Origin of the sequence: Pseudomonas sp. NY15374, from assembly GCF_048068255.1 — a bacterium.
In the GTDB taxonomy this organism is placed as follows: domain Bacteria; phylum Pseudomonadota; class Gammaproteobacteria; order Pseudomonadales; family Pseudomonadaceae; genus Aquipseudomonas; species Aquipseudomonas machongensis.
Map to the genome: position 1 here is coordinate 102,947 of NZ_JBLUPZ010000005.1, position 16,149 is coordinate 119,095.

The following is a 16,149-nucleotide window of genomic DNA, read 5'->3' on the forward strand; positions in this document are numbered from 1 at the left end:
ATGATGGCAAATTTGCCAGCATTGTGCCGTGTCTGGATCACAGGGATTTGAAATTTGCAGCGCAGCTGCGGAGCTTTCGCGGGCTACCGTCAACAGCTGAACCATCGCCTGAGCGCTGGGGTCGCAGCAAAAAGACCATGGCAGACCCTCGGCATGAAGCGCTACCTACCTTTGTTGTTACTTGCTCTTGGACAGAGTGCCATTGCCGAGCCGCGCATCCAGCAGTTGCAGCGCTGCGGCGATTTACTGTCCGAAGCCCCGCAGCACTGGTGCCTGCGCGCGCAAGGTCTGGAGCACCAGGCTCCACAGGTGTGGCTGGGGGACCGGGCCTTGCCTGCCAATGCCGTGCTGCGCGAGGGCGACAGGCTCGAGTTCACGCTCGACCAGCCCGGTCCGAGCGCTCCTTTGTGGCTGCAGGTCGGCGGGCAGAAAAGCAATCCGGTCTGGCTCACTCGCCAGCGCAGCCATGTGGTCGCCGCAGGCCCGCACGAGGTGGCCAGGAACATGGACGGCCTGACCACCTACCTCGACCTGGTCAGCCTGCTGATCGAGGAAAAGCACAACGGGCGCGAGGAGGCGCAACGTGTCGCCGACAAATATGGTGCGCAGGTGGTGGGGGCGATCCCGCCGTTGAACGTCTACCAACTGCGGCTGCCGGTACGTGATCTTGTACAGCGCGATGCGATGATCCTGCGCATGGGCAGCGAGCTCAGCGTGGATGCGGTGATCGTCGAGGAGTCGGCGCCGGAGCGAGGTGAGGAAGGCGAGGGCGGCAAGGCTACGGTCATCGACCAGGCCGATGAGTGGGCGGCCAATCGTTTCACGGATGCCCTGTACTACTACCAGCGCCGGGTCCCGGCCTCGAACGTGCCGGTACAGCCGATACGCGTGGGCGTGATCGAGCGCGAGCTGGATTTCGACGCTGCGCCCTTTCAGGCTTATCGCGGCGCCTGCGGGCCAAGACAGACCTGCCTTTATGGCCGCGACGGCGCACGTGCGCAGAGCCACGGCAGCCACGTCGCCGGTATCCTGGCCGGGCGCGGGGAGGGGGTGGCAGGTGGCTTTCTCAGCGGCCTGGGCAAGGCCAGCCCCGGGTTCGAGGTGATCGTCGAGCGCAACTCGGATGCAGGTATCACCGCCAATATCGCCGCGTCGGTCAACCTGGTCGAGGACGGCGTACGGGTGCTCAACTGGAGTTGGGGTATCCACCGCGTCGGCGCCAGAAGCGTGGAGGGCGACGAGGTCGATTCGCTGGTGCGCTCGGGGTTGGCCATGAGTGGCTACGAGGAGTTGCTTGAAGAATTCTTCCTGTGGCTGCGCAGCGAGCACCCGGATGTGGTGGTGGTCAATTCGGCGGGCAACGGCTCGTCATGGTCTGGCACCGATGAATACCGTTTGCCATCGTCGTTCGTGACCGAGCAATTGCTGGTGGTGGGTGGGCATCAACGCAGCGAGCGCGACACCGCGGTTGACGATCCGCAGCATGTGGTCAAGCGCCGCAGCTCCAACGTCGACATGCGTGTGGATGTCAGTGCAGCAGCCTGCCTGCAACCTGCCGATGCTGGCAAGCCGCACTGCGGTACGTCCTACGCGACCCCGTTGGTGGCTTCGACGGTGGCAGCGATGTTGTCGATCAATCCGCAGCTTACGCCCGAGCAGGTGCGTATGTTGCTGCGCCGCAGTGCCCTGACCATGGGCTCTGAACAGGACTTCGAGGCGATGGATGCCGAGGACCTGACGGCGCCGATCCTGCCGTCGGAGCGCAATGGTCGTCTCAATGACCCTGACCTGGGCCGCTCGGCGCGGCTGGACATGCAGCGCGCGCTGGATCTCGCGGTGCAGAGCCGGGAGCGGGTGCGCTGAGCAGAGCGGCGGTGGCCGCTGTCAGACAAATTCCGTAACATCGCGCCCCTCGATTTTGCTTCCGCTCGTGTGATTGGGGTCACCCAGTGCACCCGCGCGCTGTCGCCCAGACTGGACACTTCACAGGATCTACATGAAACCCGCCCGACTTCGCGCCGACGTCCTCGCTGGCCTGACCACCTCCTTCGCCCTGGTGCCCGAGTGCATCGCCTTCGCCTTGGTGGCGCACCTCAATCCGCTGATGGGGCTCTACGGTGCCTTCATCATTTGCACGCTGACCGCGTTGTTTGGCGGTCGCCCAGGGATGATCTCCGGCGCCGCCGGCTCGATGGCGGTGGTGATCGTCGCCCTGGTCGTGCAGCACGGTGCCCAGTATCTGTTGGCCACGGTGCTGCTTGGCGGGATCGTGATGATCCTGTTCGGCGTGCTGCGCCTTGGCAAGCTGGTGCGGCTGGTGCCTTACCCGGTGATGCTTGGCTTCGTCAATGGCCTGGCCATCGTCATCGCCATGGCCCAGCTCGAGCATTTCAAGGACGGCGAGCACTGGCTCGGCGGGAAGCCGCTGCTGCTGATGGTCGGTCTGGTAGCCCTGACGATGCTGGTGGTCTACGTACTGCCGAAGCTGACCCGCGCGGTGCCGCCAGCGCTGGTGGCGATTGTCGGTGTGGGCCTGCTGGTCTACCTGCTCGCGCTGCCGACCCGCACCCTCGGCGACATGGCGCACATCGCCGGCGGCCTGCCGCAACTGGCCTGGCCGGAGGTGCCCTGGAACCTCGAGACGCTCAAGATCATCGCCCCCTATGCGCTGGTGATGGCCATGGTCGGTCTGCTGGAAACTTTGCTGACCCTCAATCTCACCGATGAGATTACCGAGAGCCGCGGTTTCCCTGATCGTGAATGTGTGGCGCTGGGCGCGGCCAACATGGTGTCGGGGCTGTGCGGTGGCATGGGCGGCTGCGCGATGATCGGCCAGACCGTGATCAACCTCAGTTCCAATGGCCGCGGTCGGTTGTCGGGGGTGGTGGCGGGGGTGATGATCCTGCTGTTCGTGTTGTTCCTGTCGCCGCTGATCGAGCGTATTCCGCTGGCGGCACTGGTTGGGGTGATGTTCGTCGTGGCGCAGCAGACCTTTGCCTGGGCGTCGCTGCGAGTACTGCACAAGGTGCCGAAAAGCGATGTGTTGGCGATCATTGCCGTGACGGTGGTCACGGTACTGACGGACCTGGCCGCCGCGGTGCTGTTCGGGATCGTCATCGCGGCCATCAACTTCGCCTGGCAGCATGCTCGTGAGCTGTATGCCGATAGCCACGAGGATGGCCAGGGCGGCAAGATTTACCAGGTGCATGGCACCTTGTTCTTTGCCTCGACCACACCGTTTCTCGAGCAGTTCGATCCGGCGCAGGATCCGCAGAGCGTGACGCTGGACTGCAAGCACCTGAGTTTCGTCGACTACTCGGCGATCGCCGCGTTGAAGACGCTGCGCGAGCGGTATTCCCGTGCGGGCAAGCACCTGCGCGTTGTGCATCTGTCGGAGCGGTGCAAGAAGCTGTTGCGGCGGGCAGGCGAGCAGCCTTGAGGTTCTGAGTCGGCGAGACCGACGCCATCGCGGGGCAAGTCGGGGCCCCGCGATGAGGTCGCCTGGGCTATTCCCCTCGGTTCTTCTTCACGATGCCATCGGCGATACTCCCCGGCGCCTCTGCATAGCGCGTGAACTCCATAGAGAAGCTGGCCCGGCCTTGTGTCATCGAGCGCATCGAGGTGGCGTAGCCGAACATCTCGCCCAACGGCACCTCGGCGCGAATCACCTTGCCGGCGGGCGTCTCGTCACCATCCTGGATCATCCCGCGGCGACGGCTCAAGTCGCCCAGAATGTCGCCCTGGTATTCCTCGGGCGTTACCACCTCGACCTTCATCACCGGCTCCAGCAACACCGCGCCGCCTTTTTGAGACAGCTGCTTGGTCGCCATGGATGCGGCGATCTTGTAGGCCATTTCGTTGGAGTCGACGTCGTGGTAGGAGCCGTCGAACACTGCGGCCTTGAGGTTGATCAGCGGATACCCGGCGAGCACGCCGTTCTTCATCTGTTCCTCGATGCCTTTCTGGATCGCCGGGATGTACTCGCGTGGCACCACGCCGCCGACGATCTCATTGATGAATTCCAGGCCTTCCTTGCCTTCGTCGCCCGGGGCGAAGCGGATCCAGCAATGGCCATACTGACCGCGTCCGCCAGACTGTCGGACGAAGCGGCCTTCGATCTCGCAGGTGTTGCGGATTTTTTCGCGGTAGGCGACCTGTGGTTTGCCGATGTTGGCTTCGACGTTGAACTCCCGGCGCATGCGGTCGACGATGATGTCCAGGTGCAGCTCGCCCATGCCCGAGATGATGGTCTGCCCGGTCTCTTCGTCGGTGCGCACGCGGAACGAGGGGTCTTCCTGGGCGAGCTTGCCCAGGGCGATCCCCATCTTCTCCTGGTCGGCCTTGGTTTTCGGCTCGACCGCGACCGAGATCACCGGGTCCGGGAAGTCCATGCGCTCGAGGATGATCGGCTTGTCGATGTCGCACAGGGTGTCGCCGGTGGTCACGTCCTTCATGCCGATCAGCGCGGCGATGTCGCCCGCGCACACGTCTTTGATTTCGGCACGCTGGTTGGCGTGCATCTGGACCATGCGGCCGATGCGTTCCTTCTTGCCCTTGACCGAGTTGAGCACCGCATTGCCGGAACTGAGTACGCCGGAGTAGACGCGAGCGAAGGTCAGGGTGCCGACGAAGGGGTCGGTGGCGATCTTGAAGGCGAGTGCGGAGAACGGTTCCTTGTCGTCGGCATGGCGCTCGAGGTGCTTTTCCTCGTCGTCCGGGTCGGTGCCCTTGATTGCAGGGATTTCGCTGGGGGCGGGGAGGTAGTCGATCACAGCGTCCAGCATCAGTGGCACGCCCTTGTTCTTGAACGAGGAGCCAAGGATGGTCGGTACGATCTCGTTGGCGATGGTGCGTTGACGCAGGGCGGCCTTGATTTCGTCGATGCTCAGCTCTTCGCCTTCAAGAAACTTAAGGGTCAGTTCGTCATTGGCTTCGGCCGCGGCCTCGACCATGTGCGCGCGCCATTCGTCGGCCAGGGCCTGCAGTTCGGCGGGAATCGGTTCTTCGCGGTAGCTGGTGCCCTGGTCGGCGTCGTTCCAGTAGATGGCCTTCATTTTCACCAGGTCGATCTGGCCGATGAAGTTTTCTTCGCTGCCGATGGCCAGTTGGATGGGCACCGGGTGGTGGCCCAGACGCTGATCGATCTGCTTCACCACGCGCAGGAAGTCTGCCCCCTGGCGATCCATCTTGTTGATGTAGGCCAAGCGTGGCACGTGGTACTTGTTGGCCTGGCGCCACACCGTCTCGGACTGCGGCTCGACCCCGTCGGCGCCGCTGAACACCACCACCGCGCCATCGAGCACGCGCAGCGAGCGCTCCACCTCGATGGTGAAGTCGACGTGGCCGGGGGTGTCGATGATGTTGAAGCGGTATTTGTCGGCGAACTGCTTGGTCGAGCCTTGCCAGAACGCCGTGGTCGCCGCCGAGGTGATGGTGATGCCGCGCTCCTGCTCCTGCGCCATCCAGTCCATGGTCGCGGCGCCATCGTGGACCTCGCCCATCTTGTGGTTGACCCCGGTGTAGAACAGGATGCGTTCCGTTGTGGTGGTCTTGCCGGCATCGACGTGGGCGACGATGCCGATATTGCGGTACAGCTCGATGGGGGTAGTGCGGGCCATGGCAGGTCACCTGCAGGTGAGGATTCTCCCACGGTAGCAGACGGGGAGAATCCTGCTGCGCCGCCGGGCTGTCAGTCGGCCTGGGCTTGCAGTATCCAAGTGCCATCGACCTCGCGCGCCAGGCCGCTGGCCGGGAGCAGGGCCAGCAGCCGCTCATGCAGGTTCGTTTCGGTGAAGGTGCGCAGGGTGTGCAGATCGAGCTGGCCGAGCAGGGGCAGGTCGTTCTTGGTGTACGACAGCCAGGCTTTCTTCAAGGCTTGCAATACATCGCTGCCTGCGGTGTTGGCGAAGCGCCGATGCATCGGGCGGCCATCGAACTCGAAGGTGTGGCGGTGGCTGTAGCTGCTTTCGTCGCCGTTCAGCTCGACGCAGCGATGACAGCGGCAGGCGCCGTCGCCGAAGGCGTTGCGCAGGTAGGTGTTGAAGTCCACGACGGGCTTGAGGGTCAGGCGTTTGTCGACCTCGAACAGGTCGGCGATCAGGGGTTCTTCGGCGCTCACTCTGGGTCCTCGTGTGGTGGGGCATGCCTCGGCGGGCACAATACCAGCCGAGGCATGCAAGGACCAACTTTCAGGCTTACTTGAAGGTGCAGTCGACGGGGTTGGCCGACTTGCAGAAGCCGTCGTTCCAGTTGCCCTTGTCTGGCTGCCTGGATTCGCGCAATGCCATGCGCGCGCCACCCAGTGCGTCCGCCTCGTAGTCACACAGCACCACGTTTTCCTTCAACTTGACGGCGGTGAATTTGAAGCTTTTGAGGTCGTCCTGGTCGGCGAACGGATTGTCGCCGCTCCAGCCGCCGGGGGCTTGATAGGCGTAGCCACCGCCGTCGAGAGGCTTCTGGGTGATTTCGGAGGCTGCAGGGCAGCTCTGTGCTGCCGCGTGGCCGGCAACCATCAGCATGGCCAGCGCCGGGAACAACATCAGGGTCTTGCGCATTGGATAATGCCTTCTTCAGTGTAGGTTGAAGGCGCCATCCTAGAGGTAGGCGATCTACCCCATAATCAGCTTCAAGGCTGTGATTGCGTAGGAGATATCTGTTGTGGGGAGGGCGTCTCAGGGCCCAAGGCGTATTATTCGCTCGCGGTCCTGTTCGTGCTGCCGTACCCTGACGGGCCCTGGCGACAGCTGCCACTCCATCTGATCGAGGTAACCCCGCTTGAGTACCAAGTACCCCTACATCGCCACTGTGACTGTCAGCGCCGAAGACCGTGGCGGGGACGCCGAGGCTTCGGAGAATCCCGGCATGCGCATCGGTCTCGAGGCGGTGACCGAAACGCTGAAGAAGGTGCATTTCGTCGGTACGCTCGCGGCTCCTGAAAAGTCGGCCACGCATATCTGTGTCACGCTTGAGAACGGCCTGACTTACTACGGCCCGATCGTCAACGGCCATGCCGAGCTCGAAGGCGGCTGGATCGCCTTCGAGTCCGACATGCTCACGCCAGAAGAACTGGGGCTCTGAGTCTCAGTCCAGTGCGGCCAGGCACTGTTCGAGAATATCCAGCCCGTCCTCGAGTACTTCGGCTTCGATGGTCAGCGGCGCCAGCAGGCGAATGATGTGGCGGGCCTTGCCACTGGGCATCAGCAGCAACCCCTTGGCTCGTGCAGCGTCCATTACCTTGGCCAGTTGCGCAGGCGCCGGGCTGCCGTCGGGGTTGACGAACTCGATCCCGCGCATTGCGCCAACGCCGGTCAGGCGCCCCAGGTAACGGCACAGGCCACTGGCCTTCCAGTGTTCGAAGCGTCTCACGATGGCCTGCTCCTGGCGCTCGCCCCAGGTGGCAAGGTTCTCGTCGCTCATCTGCGCCAGGCTGGCCAGGGCCGCGGCACAGGCGATGGGGTTGCCTGAATAGGTGCCGCCAAGCCCGCCCTTGGGCAGGGCATCCAGCAGTTCACGTCGGCCGACCACTGCTCCCAGCGGCATGCCGCCGGCGATGCTCTTGGCCAGCAACAGAAGATCCGGTTCGATGCCCAGGCGTGGGAAGGCGAAGCGCTGGCCGGTGCGTCCGAAACCGGACTGGATCTCGTCGATGATGATGAGAATGCCATGCTGGTCGCAGAAGCGGCGCAGGGCTTGGGCGAAGGTGGCGTCGAGCGCGAGGAAGCCGCCTTCGCCTTGCACCGGTTCGAGGATGAAGGCTGCGACATCCTCGACCGCGAGCTCGACGCTGAACAGCCGCTCCATGGCCTTGAGTGCCTGTTCGCAGGTCACGCCGGTATCGGCACTGGGGTAGGGCAGGTGATAGACCGGCCCCGGCAGCTCACCCACGCGTTGCTTGTAGGGGGCGACCTTGCCGTTGAGGTTGAGGGTGGCCAGGGTGCGGCCATGGAAGCCGCCGTCGAAGGCGATGACCGCGCGCTTGCCGGTGGCGCCACGGGCCACCTTCAACGCGTTCTCCGCGGCTTCGGCGCCGCTGTTGGTGAGCATGCCGGCGAGCGGGTAGTTCACTGGAACGAACGCTCTCAGTTGCTCCATGAGGGCAAGATAAGGCGCATGGGGAGCCGCGTTGAAGGCGTAGTGGGTTAGGCGGGCGGCCTGGTGCTGAATGGCCTCGACCACTGCCGGGTTGCAGTGTCCCAGGTTGAGCACGCCGATACCGCCGACGAAGTCGATATAGCGCTTGCCGTCGGTATCCCATACTTCGGCGTTGCGGCCATGGGAAAGTGTGATCGGGTGAACGATGGCGATGGACTGGCTGATACTTTCCTGATTCATGGACGCACGGAACCTTGTTCGAATTTCTTATTATCCAAGCGCGATGAATGTGTGTTCGGCAAACGAATTATTCGATTGGGATCATTCCTTGGATTCTCGAAGTTCGACTTTTAACCCTCTTCAGCTGCCCGTTCCAGGATCCACTCCACGAAGGCCTTCACCTTGGGCACCTCGGCCGCATGCTCGGCATGGGCCATGAAGTGCCGGCCATTGCTCGCCACCGGATGATTCCACGGTACCACCAGCTTGCCTTCGCTCAGTTCCTCGGCCACCAGATAACGCGGAATCAGGGCAATTCCGCAGCCTGCGATGGCTGCGCGGATACACAGGTAGAAGGTGTCGAAGCGTGGTCCGTGGTAGCTGTTCTGGCTGTGCAGCCCCAGCCCAAGGAACCACTCGTGCCAGGCTTCGGGCCTCGATGCGCATTGCAGCAGACGGTGCTCGGTCAGCGACTGGGCACTGCCGAACGCATGTGCCTGCAACAGTTGTGGTGCGCACACCGGCACCACCTCCTCGCTGAACAGCTCCAGGCAGGTGGCGCCGGGCCATGTGCCCTGGCCAAAGAAGAACGCGATATCGACCTTGGCCTGCACGAGGTCGAATGGCTCCAGTTCGTTACGGACGTCCAGGTGGATGCGTGGATGGCGTTCGCCGAAACCTTTGAGATGTGGCACCAGCCAGCGCGCGCCGAAGGTGGGTTGGGTGGCGATGCGCAGGACTTCGGTCTCGTCGCCGTAGCTGAGGATGTAGCGGCTGGAGATGTCGATCTGGGTGAGGATCTTGTTCACTTCGGTGAGGTACAGCGCGCCTGCCGGGGTCAGGTGCAGGCGTCGGCGAATACGCTGGAACAGCGGGTGGGACAACATGTCCTCGAGCTGTGCGACCTGTTTGCTCACCGCGCTCTGGGTGAGGTGCAACTCCTGCGCCGCACGGGTAAAGCTCAGGTGGCGGGCGGCTGCCTCGAAGCATTGCAGGGCGGTGGTGGAGGGCATCAGGCGTTTGGACATGACAGGCGTTACCAGGCAGGAAAAATAAGAAATGCATTCCAAAACGGAATCATGTGTTTCTAAAAGGTCGTTTGTTGAGCCACGCCTATAGATTAATACTGACCTGGATCAACGATTACAACCCGATGGAGAGGCAAGAGAAAAAACACCCCTTACTCCAACTTCCTGTCCTGTGCGCAGTGACAGCGAAAACTGCACAACAACAAGAAACAACAGCACAGACCTACAACAAAATCTGCTCAGACTCATCGCCGCCTTTTGCGGCGGCCGACCCATCAGAGGGTTCCCCATGGCATCGTCACAACAAAAGAAACAGCGTTCGCTGCAGCACGGCCTGACTTCGCGCCAGGTGTCCATGATTTCCATCGCAGGCATCATTGGTGCCGGCCTGTTCATCGGCTCCTCCAACGCCATCGCCACGGCAGGCCCGGCGATCCTCATTTCCTATGCCATGACCGGCCTGCTGGTGCTGCTGGTGATGCGCATGCTTGGCGAAATGGCCATCGCCAACCCCAACAGCGGTTCGTTTTCCACCTACGCCACCGAGGCCATCGGACCTTGGGCCGGTTTCACCATCGGCTGGCTGTACTGGTGGTTCTGGGTATTGATCATCCCGGTCGAGGCGATCGCTGGCGCCGATATCCTCCATGCCTATTTTCCCGATGTGCCGTCCTGGCTATTCGCCTTCCTGATCATGGTACTGCTGTCGGGGACCAACCTGGTCAGCGTGAAGAACTTCGGCGCCTTCGAGTACTGGTTCGCGTTGATCAAGGTGGTCGCCATTCTCGCCTTCATTATCATCTGCAGCCTGGCACTGTTCGGCGTCTGGCCGTTGGCCAAGGTCTCCGGCGTCAGCCAGCTGTGGGCCAACGGAGGTTTCATGCCCAATGGCTTCGGCACGGTGCTGGGGGGCGTGCTGATCACTATCTTCTCGTTCTTCGGTGCCGAGATCGTCACCATTGCCGCCGATGAAACCGCCAACCCCAAGGAGAAGATCCGTCGTGCCACCAACCTTGTGGTGTATCGCATCGCTATCTTCTACCTGGCGTCGATCTTCCTGGTGGTGTCGCTGGTAGCTTGGAACGATCCGGGGCTCAAGGCCGTGGGCTCGTTCCAGCGCGTCCTGGAGGTGCTCAATGTGCCGGGCGCCAAGCTGGTGGTCGATCTGGTGGTGTTGGTGGCGGTGACCAGTTGCATGAACTCCGGGCTCTATACGGCCTCGCGGATGCTCTATTCGTTGGGCGCTCGCGGTGAGGCGCCGAGCATGACCCGGCGTATTTCCGGGGCTGGTGTGCCGACCGTAGCAGTGATCCTTTCGACTTTGGCGGGTTTCGCCGGCTGCTTCGTCAACTATGTGTTCCCGGGCAAGGTGTTCGGTTTCCTGTTGTCGACCACGGGGGCCATCGCCCTGCTGGTGTACCTGGTGATTGCTGTTTCGCAACTGCGCATGCGTGCGCGGGCTGAGCGTGAGGGGACGGAGCTTGCATTGAAGATGTGGTTGTTCCCATGGCTCACCTGGCTGGTGATCGGGACTATCGTACTGGTGCTGGGGTACATGCTGTTCAGCGATGCCTATCGCTACGAAACCCTGATGACGGCCGGGGTTACCGCGGTGATCCTGCTGATTTCCGTGACACGGCGGCGAGAGAGGGCTGGTCGGGTGCAAGTCGTTTGAGGCTTGCGCTCATCCTGTGTTGCCGCTGCAGGTGAGTGCACAAGGAAGGGGGGGGAGCGCTACCATCCTCCCGCCATCCTTCCCATTCCAACAAGCACAGGAAGCGTATGAACGAGAAAGCACTCTCCCTCCAGCAACTGGCGGCGCCCGAAGGCTCCTGCTATGGCTGCGGTTGTTCCCACCCCAGTGGCCTGCATATCCAGAGCCACTGGGACAGCGACGGCGTGCACCTGCTGTGCCGGCACTCACCTGACAGCGGCTTCATCGGCTGGCCCGGATTGGTCTACGGTGGCCTGCTGGCGATGCTGGTGGACTGCCATTCCAACTGGACCGCAATGGCCTACCATTACCGGGCCGAAGGGCGCGAGCCGGGCAGCTTGCCGCGTATTGACTGTGTCACCGGCACCCTCAGCCTGACCTACCTCAAACCTACGCCCATGGGTGTCGAGTTGCTGCTCAAGGCCAGGGTCGAAGGTGAGGTCGGGCGCAAGAGCCGAGTCATCTGTGAGGTCTGGGCCGGGGACGTGCTGACCGTCCGCGCCGATTCGGTGTTCGTGCGTGTCGACACCGAAAAGCTCAAGCGGCAGGCGCACGAGCGTAGCTGAACCCTAGGGGCGGGTAGCCATCGGCTACCCGATGCAGCTTGCGGGTTGTCGAAAATTACCCGTGGTTGGTTCGGATAGTTCCTATGTGGCGTTCAATATCTGCGGAATAGTCTTGCACGGCTTTTCCAAGAGACTGTCATAGATGTTCTACGTTTCTCACCGATTGCTCCCCTCTCGTGGCGGCTGAACCAGCCCGCACCGCGAACATCGACCGTACCCTCTGGACCTTTCGACCATCACCGCGCGAACACGGCGGGAGCCCTGTGTTCGCGTGTCGTCAACTCACGAGGAGTTGTTCAATGCCTGCCCGATTCAATATCAATTTCCTGCCAGCTGCCGGCCTGCTCCTGGCGCTGGGTGGCTGCGCCAGTTCGCTCATGCCCAGCGAGCAGATCGAGCTGACTCGTAGCGCGGTCAACCGGGCGGTCTCTGCCGACGCCACGCAGTACGCGCCGGCGGAGATGCGTGCCGCCCAGGACAAACTCAACGCCATGGAGCGCGCACTGGGTGAGATGGATGCCGCTCAGGTGAAGATACTCGCCGAGCAGGCAGAGGCTGATGCCCGGCTGGCCGAGCGCAAGGCTGCTGCTCGCAAGACCCAGGCGCAGCTTGACACTGCGCGCCAAGGCATCGAGGTGCTCAAGCAGGAATTGCTCGACGCCCCCCAAGCCATCGCTACCCCCCGCTGAGGAGAACCATCATGTCGAAATTCCATCTGCTGCCGGGTGTATCGGTTGTGGCTCTGATGCTGGCCGGTTGTGGCACCACCCCGGAAAACCCTGGGTTGATCGAAGCGCGGGAGGCATATTCGGTGCTCCAGGCAAAGCCTGAGTCGAGTCGTGTTGCTGCGCTGGAAACCCGTGAGGCCTTCAGCGCTCTGGGACGAGCCGAGCAAGCTTCGCTCAAGGACCGCAAGAGCGCCGAGGTGACTCAGCTCGCCTATCTGGCCAACCGCAGGATCGAAACCGCCGAGCAGACCATCTTGCTGCGTCAGGCCGAAACTGGCCTGCAGGGCATCGAAGCTCAGCGCACCCTGGCGCGTCTGGATGTGCGGACCGCACAGCTCAAGGCGTTGCAGCGCCTCAATGCCAAACCCAGCGACCGTGGTACGGTCATCACCTTCGGCGATGTACTGTTCGACACCGGGCGTGCCGAGCTGCGTGGCGGCAGCCATCGTAACATTCAGCAACTCGCGCACTACCTGCAGCAAAATCCAGAGCGCAAGGTGCTGATCGAAGGCTTCACCGACTCGACTGGCAGCGATGCCCTGAACCAGCGCTTGTCCGAGCAGCGCGCGGCGGCGGTGGCCAATGCCCTTCGTCGCCAAGGCGTGGCCGGTGATCGTATGGTCACTGCCGGCTACGGCAAGGAGTATCCGGTGGCAGGCAATAACGATGCACAGTCGCGCCAGCTCAACCGGCGCGTCGAAGTGGTCATCTCCAACGACGCCCAGCCTGTTCTGCCACGCTATTGATCCAGCGACAAGTGGCGCACCCGTGTGGGGGCGTCACTTTCGATATCTGGAAGGCCATGGTCAAACCTTGACGTTGGTTCTAGAGTGATGATCCCTTCGCATTCGGAATCGACCATGACCGATCTGTCCGCTTTTCCCATCACACAGAAGTGGCCGGCGCAGCACCCCGAGCGCCTGCAACTCTACTCGCTGGCCACACCCAATGGCGTCAAGGTCTCGATCATGCTCGAAGAGATCGGCCTGCCCTATGAGGTACACAAGGTTAGCTTCGAGACCAACGATCAGCTGACACCCGAGTTCATCTCGCTCAGCGTCAACAACAAGATCCCTGCGATTCTCGATCCCGACGGTCCCGGCGGGCAGGCATTGCCGCTGTTCGAGTCAGGGGCGATCCTCCAGTACCTGGCGGAGAAGACTGGCCAGTTGCTCAGCCAGGACCCCGCGCAGCGCTATCAGACCTTGCAGTGGCTGATGTTCCAGATGGGCGGCATTGGGCCAATGTTCGGCCAGGTGGGGTTCTTCCATTTCTTCGCCGGCAAGGATTACGAGGACAAGCGTCCGCGTGATCGCTACGTCAACGAATCCAAGCGTCTGCTCGGTGTGCTCGATCGTCACCTGAAGGGCCGTGAGTGGATGGTCGATGAGTACAGCATCGCTGACATCGCCATTTTCCCCTGGGTGCGCAATCTGGTGGATCGCTACGACGCCCGTGATCTGGTGGGCTTCGAGGCGTTCAAGGAAGTGCAGCGAGTGCTGGCGAAATTCCTGGAACGTCCTGCGGTGCAGCGTGGGCTGAAAATTCCGGGTTGACTTGATCGAGGCCGCCCGCGCGGCCTCTTTTTTTGCCCCGGGCGAGGGTTGCGCAGCGGCTGTCTGTTGTTGATCGAATGGCTGTCGCGTGACCTTGGTCAATGTTAGTCGTAGGCTGAAGGTGAAAATAGCGCCGGAAAATTCGATGATCTGTTGCAAGCGCGTGTACCAATCGGTTTCGCCTGAGGACGGACAGCGCGTGCTGGTCGATCGCTTGTGGCCACGCAATATGCGCAAGGATGCCTTGCACGGGCAGTGGTTGCGCGACGTTGCACCGTCGGATGCGCTGCGCAGGGCGTTTCATGCCGGGGATATGGACTTTGCCGGTTTTTCCGAGCACTACCGTGCCGAACTGGCGGCCCATCCTGAGCATTGGTATCCGCTGTTGGATCTGGCGGCCAAGGGGACCCTGACCCTGTTGTTCGCAGGCAAGGATACTGCGCACAACAATGCCCGGGTGCTCGCCGACTGGCTGGAAGAAGAGCTCGAGCGAAGGGGGCCGGGCAGTTCACCGGTGTGTTATGCCCAGGAGCCAGGCGGATAGAGATGCTATGACTCAAATATCACTTGAACTTGTTCCGGCTACCGCAGGCTGTCGTACCTTCGCCCGCGATCTGACGCGGCGCGCCATGCTCCCGTACTACCGCGAGTTCGACCTGTTATGGATCGAAGAGGCATTTGACGAAGCTTGGAGCTGGCGCGAGCAGTGGCTGGTGAAGGCGGAAGAGCAAGTGCTGGGTTTCTGCAGCCTCAGTCAGGACCGCCAGGCTTTGTTCATTCGCGAACTGCACCTGCTGCCCGAGTACCGCGGGCACGGCGTTGGCTCCTGGGTGCTGGGGCAGTTGGCCGGATGGGCAGCGCAACGTCGTTTGCCGTTACTGCGCCTGATGGTGTTCCGCAGTAACCCGGCCAGGCGACTCTACGCACGGTCGGGCTTTGTCGAAATAGGGGAGGACGACTGTTTCGTTCGTATGCAGCGCAATGTCATGGTCACGGGCGCGAGGTCTTGATGTCGGTACAGGTTTAGACAAGTGCCGTAATAGTAGCTTGTGTTGGTTGGATCCAATGTGCATAGTGCCAACTGGATTCGTGGCTATTCGCCTGGGGGCCGGACGCGCCCAGGGCTATCTGATCGAGAGAGGAAGGGAGTCGAATGAAAGGATTCGGTCTGCGTTTGAGGGAAGAGCGCGAGCGGTTGGGATTGACCCAGCGAGTGTTCGGCGACATCGGGGGTGTCGAGCCAAACGCCCAAGGCAAGTACGAAAGTGGGGAGCGCACGCCACGCATCGATTATCTGGCGGCGCTCGCCGCAAAGGGCGTCGATGCTGCGTACGTACTCAGCGGCCTGCGCACGCCTGCGCCATTGGAATGCCTCAGTGGCGATGAGAGCCGGGTGCTGGGTATGTTGCGACGGCTGACTTCAGCCGATCGGGCAGCGATCTGGCACCTGCTCGGGCGTCTGGCGGCAGATAACGAAAGCTACGAAAAGACTCGCCTGCGAAGGGTAGACCGCCAGGCATATGCCAATGACGCTTTGCGCTAGGTTCGTGATGAAATTTTTTGTTAAGGTGGCCGGATCCAATCGCCCCCATGACGAGGTGTCTGCTTGATTAGGGTACTTGTGGTCGATGATCACGATCTGGTGCGTACCGGTATCACGCGCATGCTGGCCGATATCGATGGGCTGCAAGTGGTCGGCGAGGCGGATTCGGGCGAAGCCGCCCTCAAGCTTGCCCGTGAGCTGAAACCTGACGTAGTCCTCATGGACGTCAAGATGCCCGGAATCGGTGGCCTGGAAGCCACGCGCAAATTGCTACGCAGTCACCCGGATACCAAAGTGGTCGCCGTCACCGTATGCGAGGAAGACCCGTTTCCCACGCGCTTGCTGCAGGCAGGCGCCGCAGGATACCTGACCAAGGGCGCGGGGCTCGACGAAATGGTCCAGGCTATCCGCCTGGCCTTCGCGGGGCAGCGCTACATCAGCCCGCAGATCGCCCAGCAGCTGGCGCTCAAATCGTTCCAGCCCCAGGGGTCACCGTTCGATGCGCTGTCGGAGCGGGAAATCCAGATTGCCCTGATGATTGTCGGCTGCCAGAAAGTGCAGATCATCTCAGACAAGTTGTGTCTGTCCCCCAAGACCGTCAATACTTACCGTTATCGGATCTTCGAAAAACTCTCGGTCACCAGCGACGTCGAACTGACATTGCTGGCCGTTCGCCACGGTATGGTTGACGCAAGCCTGTAATC

17 protein-coding genes are annotated in these 16,149 nt (G+C 62.1%); 12 read left to right on the forward strand and 5 right to left on the reverse strand.

Going from position 1 to position 16,149, the window contains the following annotated elements; genetic code table 11:
* Positions 1-153: 153 nt before the first annotated feature.
* Positions 154-1,863, forward strand: a complete 1,710-nt coding sequence (locus ACNFHO_RS13140) for a S8/S53 family peptidase (RefSeq protein WP_416766611.1) — start codon at positions 154-156, stop codon at positions 1,861-1,863.
* A gap of 133 nt (positions 1,864-1,996) precedes the next feature.
* The gene (locus ACNFHO_RS13145) at positions 1,997-3,439 is read left to right on the forward strand and encodes a SulP family inorganic anion transporter (protein WP_416766612.1); all 1,443 of its coding nucleotides are present in this window, start codon (positions 1,997-1,999) and stop codon (positions 3,437-3,439) included.
* A gap of 67 nt (positions 3,440-3,506) precedes the next feature.
* On the opposite strand, the gene fusA is transcribed toward ACNFHO_RS13145, so the two are convergent.
* From fusA to ACNFHO_RS13160, 3 genes are all read right to left on the reverse strand, one after another.
* Positions 3,507-5,618 (reverse strand): elongation factor G, encoded by a 2,112-nt coding sequence (fusA, locus tag ACNFHO_RS13150; protein ID WP_416766613.1) that lies wholly within the window; start codon positions 5,616-5,618, stop codon positions 3,507-3,509.
* A 71-nt stretch (positions 5,619-5,689) separates the two neighbouring features.
* Positions 5,690-6,118 (reverse strand): hypothetical protein, encoded by a 429-nt coding sequence (locus ACNFHO_RS13155; protein WP_063544330.1) that lies wholly within the window; start codon positions 6,116-6,118, stop codon positions 5,690-5,692.
* 76 nt (positions 6,119-6,194) lie between these two features.
* Entirely contained in the window at positions 6,195-6,554 is a 360-nt protein-coding gene (locus ACNFHO_RS13160) for a DUF3757 domain-containing protein (RefSeq protein ID WP_063544332.1), read from the reverse strand.
* Positions 6,555-6,774: 220 nt separating this feature from the next.
* Between ACNFHO_RS13160 and ACNFHO_RS13165 the strand changes: the two genes are divergently transcribed.
* Complete coding sequence (locus ACNFHO_RS13165) at positions 6,775-7,077, forward strand: hypothetical protein (RefSeq protein ID WP_063544334.1); 303 nt, start codon at positions 6,775-6,777, stop codon at positions 7,075-7,077.
* Between the two features lie 3 nt (positions 7,078-7,080).
* Here the strand turns inward: ACNFHO_RS13165 and ACNFHO_RS13170 are convergent, their stop codons facing one another.
* Positions 7,081-8,331, reverse strand: coding sequence for an aspartate aminotransferase family protein (locus tag ACNFHO_RS13170; RefSeq protein ID WP_416766614.1), 1,251 nt, complete (start codon positions 8,329-8,331; stop codon positions 7,081-7,083).
* Between the two features lie 110 nt (positions 8,332-8,441).
* Positions 8,442-9,338 carry a transcriptional regulator GcvA gene (gcvA, locus tag ACNFHO_RS13175; protein WP_063544338.1) on the reverse strand — a complete coding sequence of 299 codons (897 nt, stop codon included), beginning with the start codon at positions 9,336-9,338 and terminating at the stop codon, positions 8,442-8,444.
* A 289-nt stretch (positions 9,339-9,627) separates the two neighbouring features.
* Here gcvA and ACNFHO_RS13180 point away from each other — a divergent pair, with 289 nt between their 5' ends.
* The 9 genes from ACNFHO_RS13180 (at position 9,628) to uvrY (ending at position 16,147) form a co-directional block, all read left to right on the forward strand.
* Positions 9,628-11,013 carry an amino acid permease gene (locus tag ACNFHO_RS13180; protein ID WP_112897967.1) on the forward strand — a complete coding sequence of 462 codons (1,386 nt, stop codon included), beginning with the start codon at positions 9,628-9,630 and terminating at the stop codon, positions 11,011-11,013.
* Between the two features lie 107 nt (positions 11,014-11,120).
* Positions 11,121-11,618, forward strand: coding sequence for a PaaI family thioesterase (locus tag ACNFHO_RS13185; protein WP_063544342.1), 498 nt, complete (start codon positions 11,121-11,123; stop codon positions 11,616-11,618).
* Between the two features lie 299 nt (positions 11,619-11,917).
* Positions 11,918-12,307 carry a DUF4398 domain-containing protein gene (locus ACNFHO_RS13190; protein ID WP_416766615.1) on the forward strand — a complete coding sequence of 130 codons (390 nt, stop codon included), beginning with the start codon at positions 11,918-11,920 and terminating at the stop codon, positions 12,305-12,307.
* Positions 12,308-12,318: 11 nt separating this feature from the next.
* A complete protein-coding gene (locus ACNFHO_RS13195) occupies positions 12,319-13,092 on the forward strand; it encodes an OmpA family protein (protein ID WP_416766616.1) in 774 nt (257 codons plus the stop codon).
* Positions 13,093-13,206: 114 nt separating this feature from the next.
* Entirely contained in the window at positions 13,207-13,902 is a 696-nt protein-coding gene (locus ACNFHO_RS13200) for a glutathione S-transferase N-terminal domain-containing protein (protein ID WP_063546701.1), read from the forward strand.
* 145 nt (positions 13,903-14,047) lie between these two features.
* Positions 14,048-14,446, forward strand: coding sequence for a DUF488 domain-containing protein (locus ACNFHO_RS13205; protein WP_063544348.1), 399 nt, complete (start codon positions 14,048-14,050; stop codon positions 14,444-14,446).
* 16 nt (positions 14,447-14,462) lie between these two features.
* Positions 14,463-14,912, forward strand: a complete 450-nt coding sequence (locus ACNFHO_RS13210; RefSeq protein WP_063546703.1) for a GNAT family N-acetyltransferase — start codon at positions 14,463-14,465, stop codon at positions 14,910-14,912.
* A 143-nt stretch (positions 14,913-15,055) separates the two neighbouring features.
* On the forward strand, positions 15,056-15,445 hold the full coding sequence (locus tag ACNFHO_RS13215) for a helix-turn-helix domain-containing protein (RefSeq protein ID WP_416766617.1): 390 nt from the start codon (positions 15,056-15,058) through the stop codon (positions 15,443-15,445).
* A 63-nt stretch (positions 15,446-15,508) separates the two neighbouring features.
* A complete protein-coding gene (gene uvrY, locus ACNFHO_RS13220) occupies positions 15,509-16,147 on the forward strand; it encodes a UvrY/SirA/GacA family response regulator transcription factor (protein ID WP_054892718.1) in 639 nt (212 codons plus the stop codon).
* The last annotated feature ends 2 nt before the right edge of the window (positions 16,148-16,149 follow it).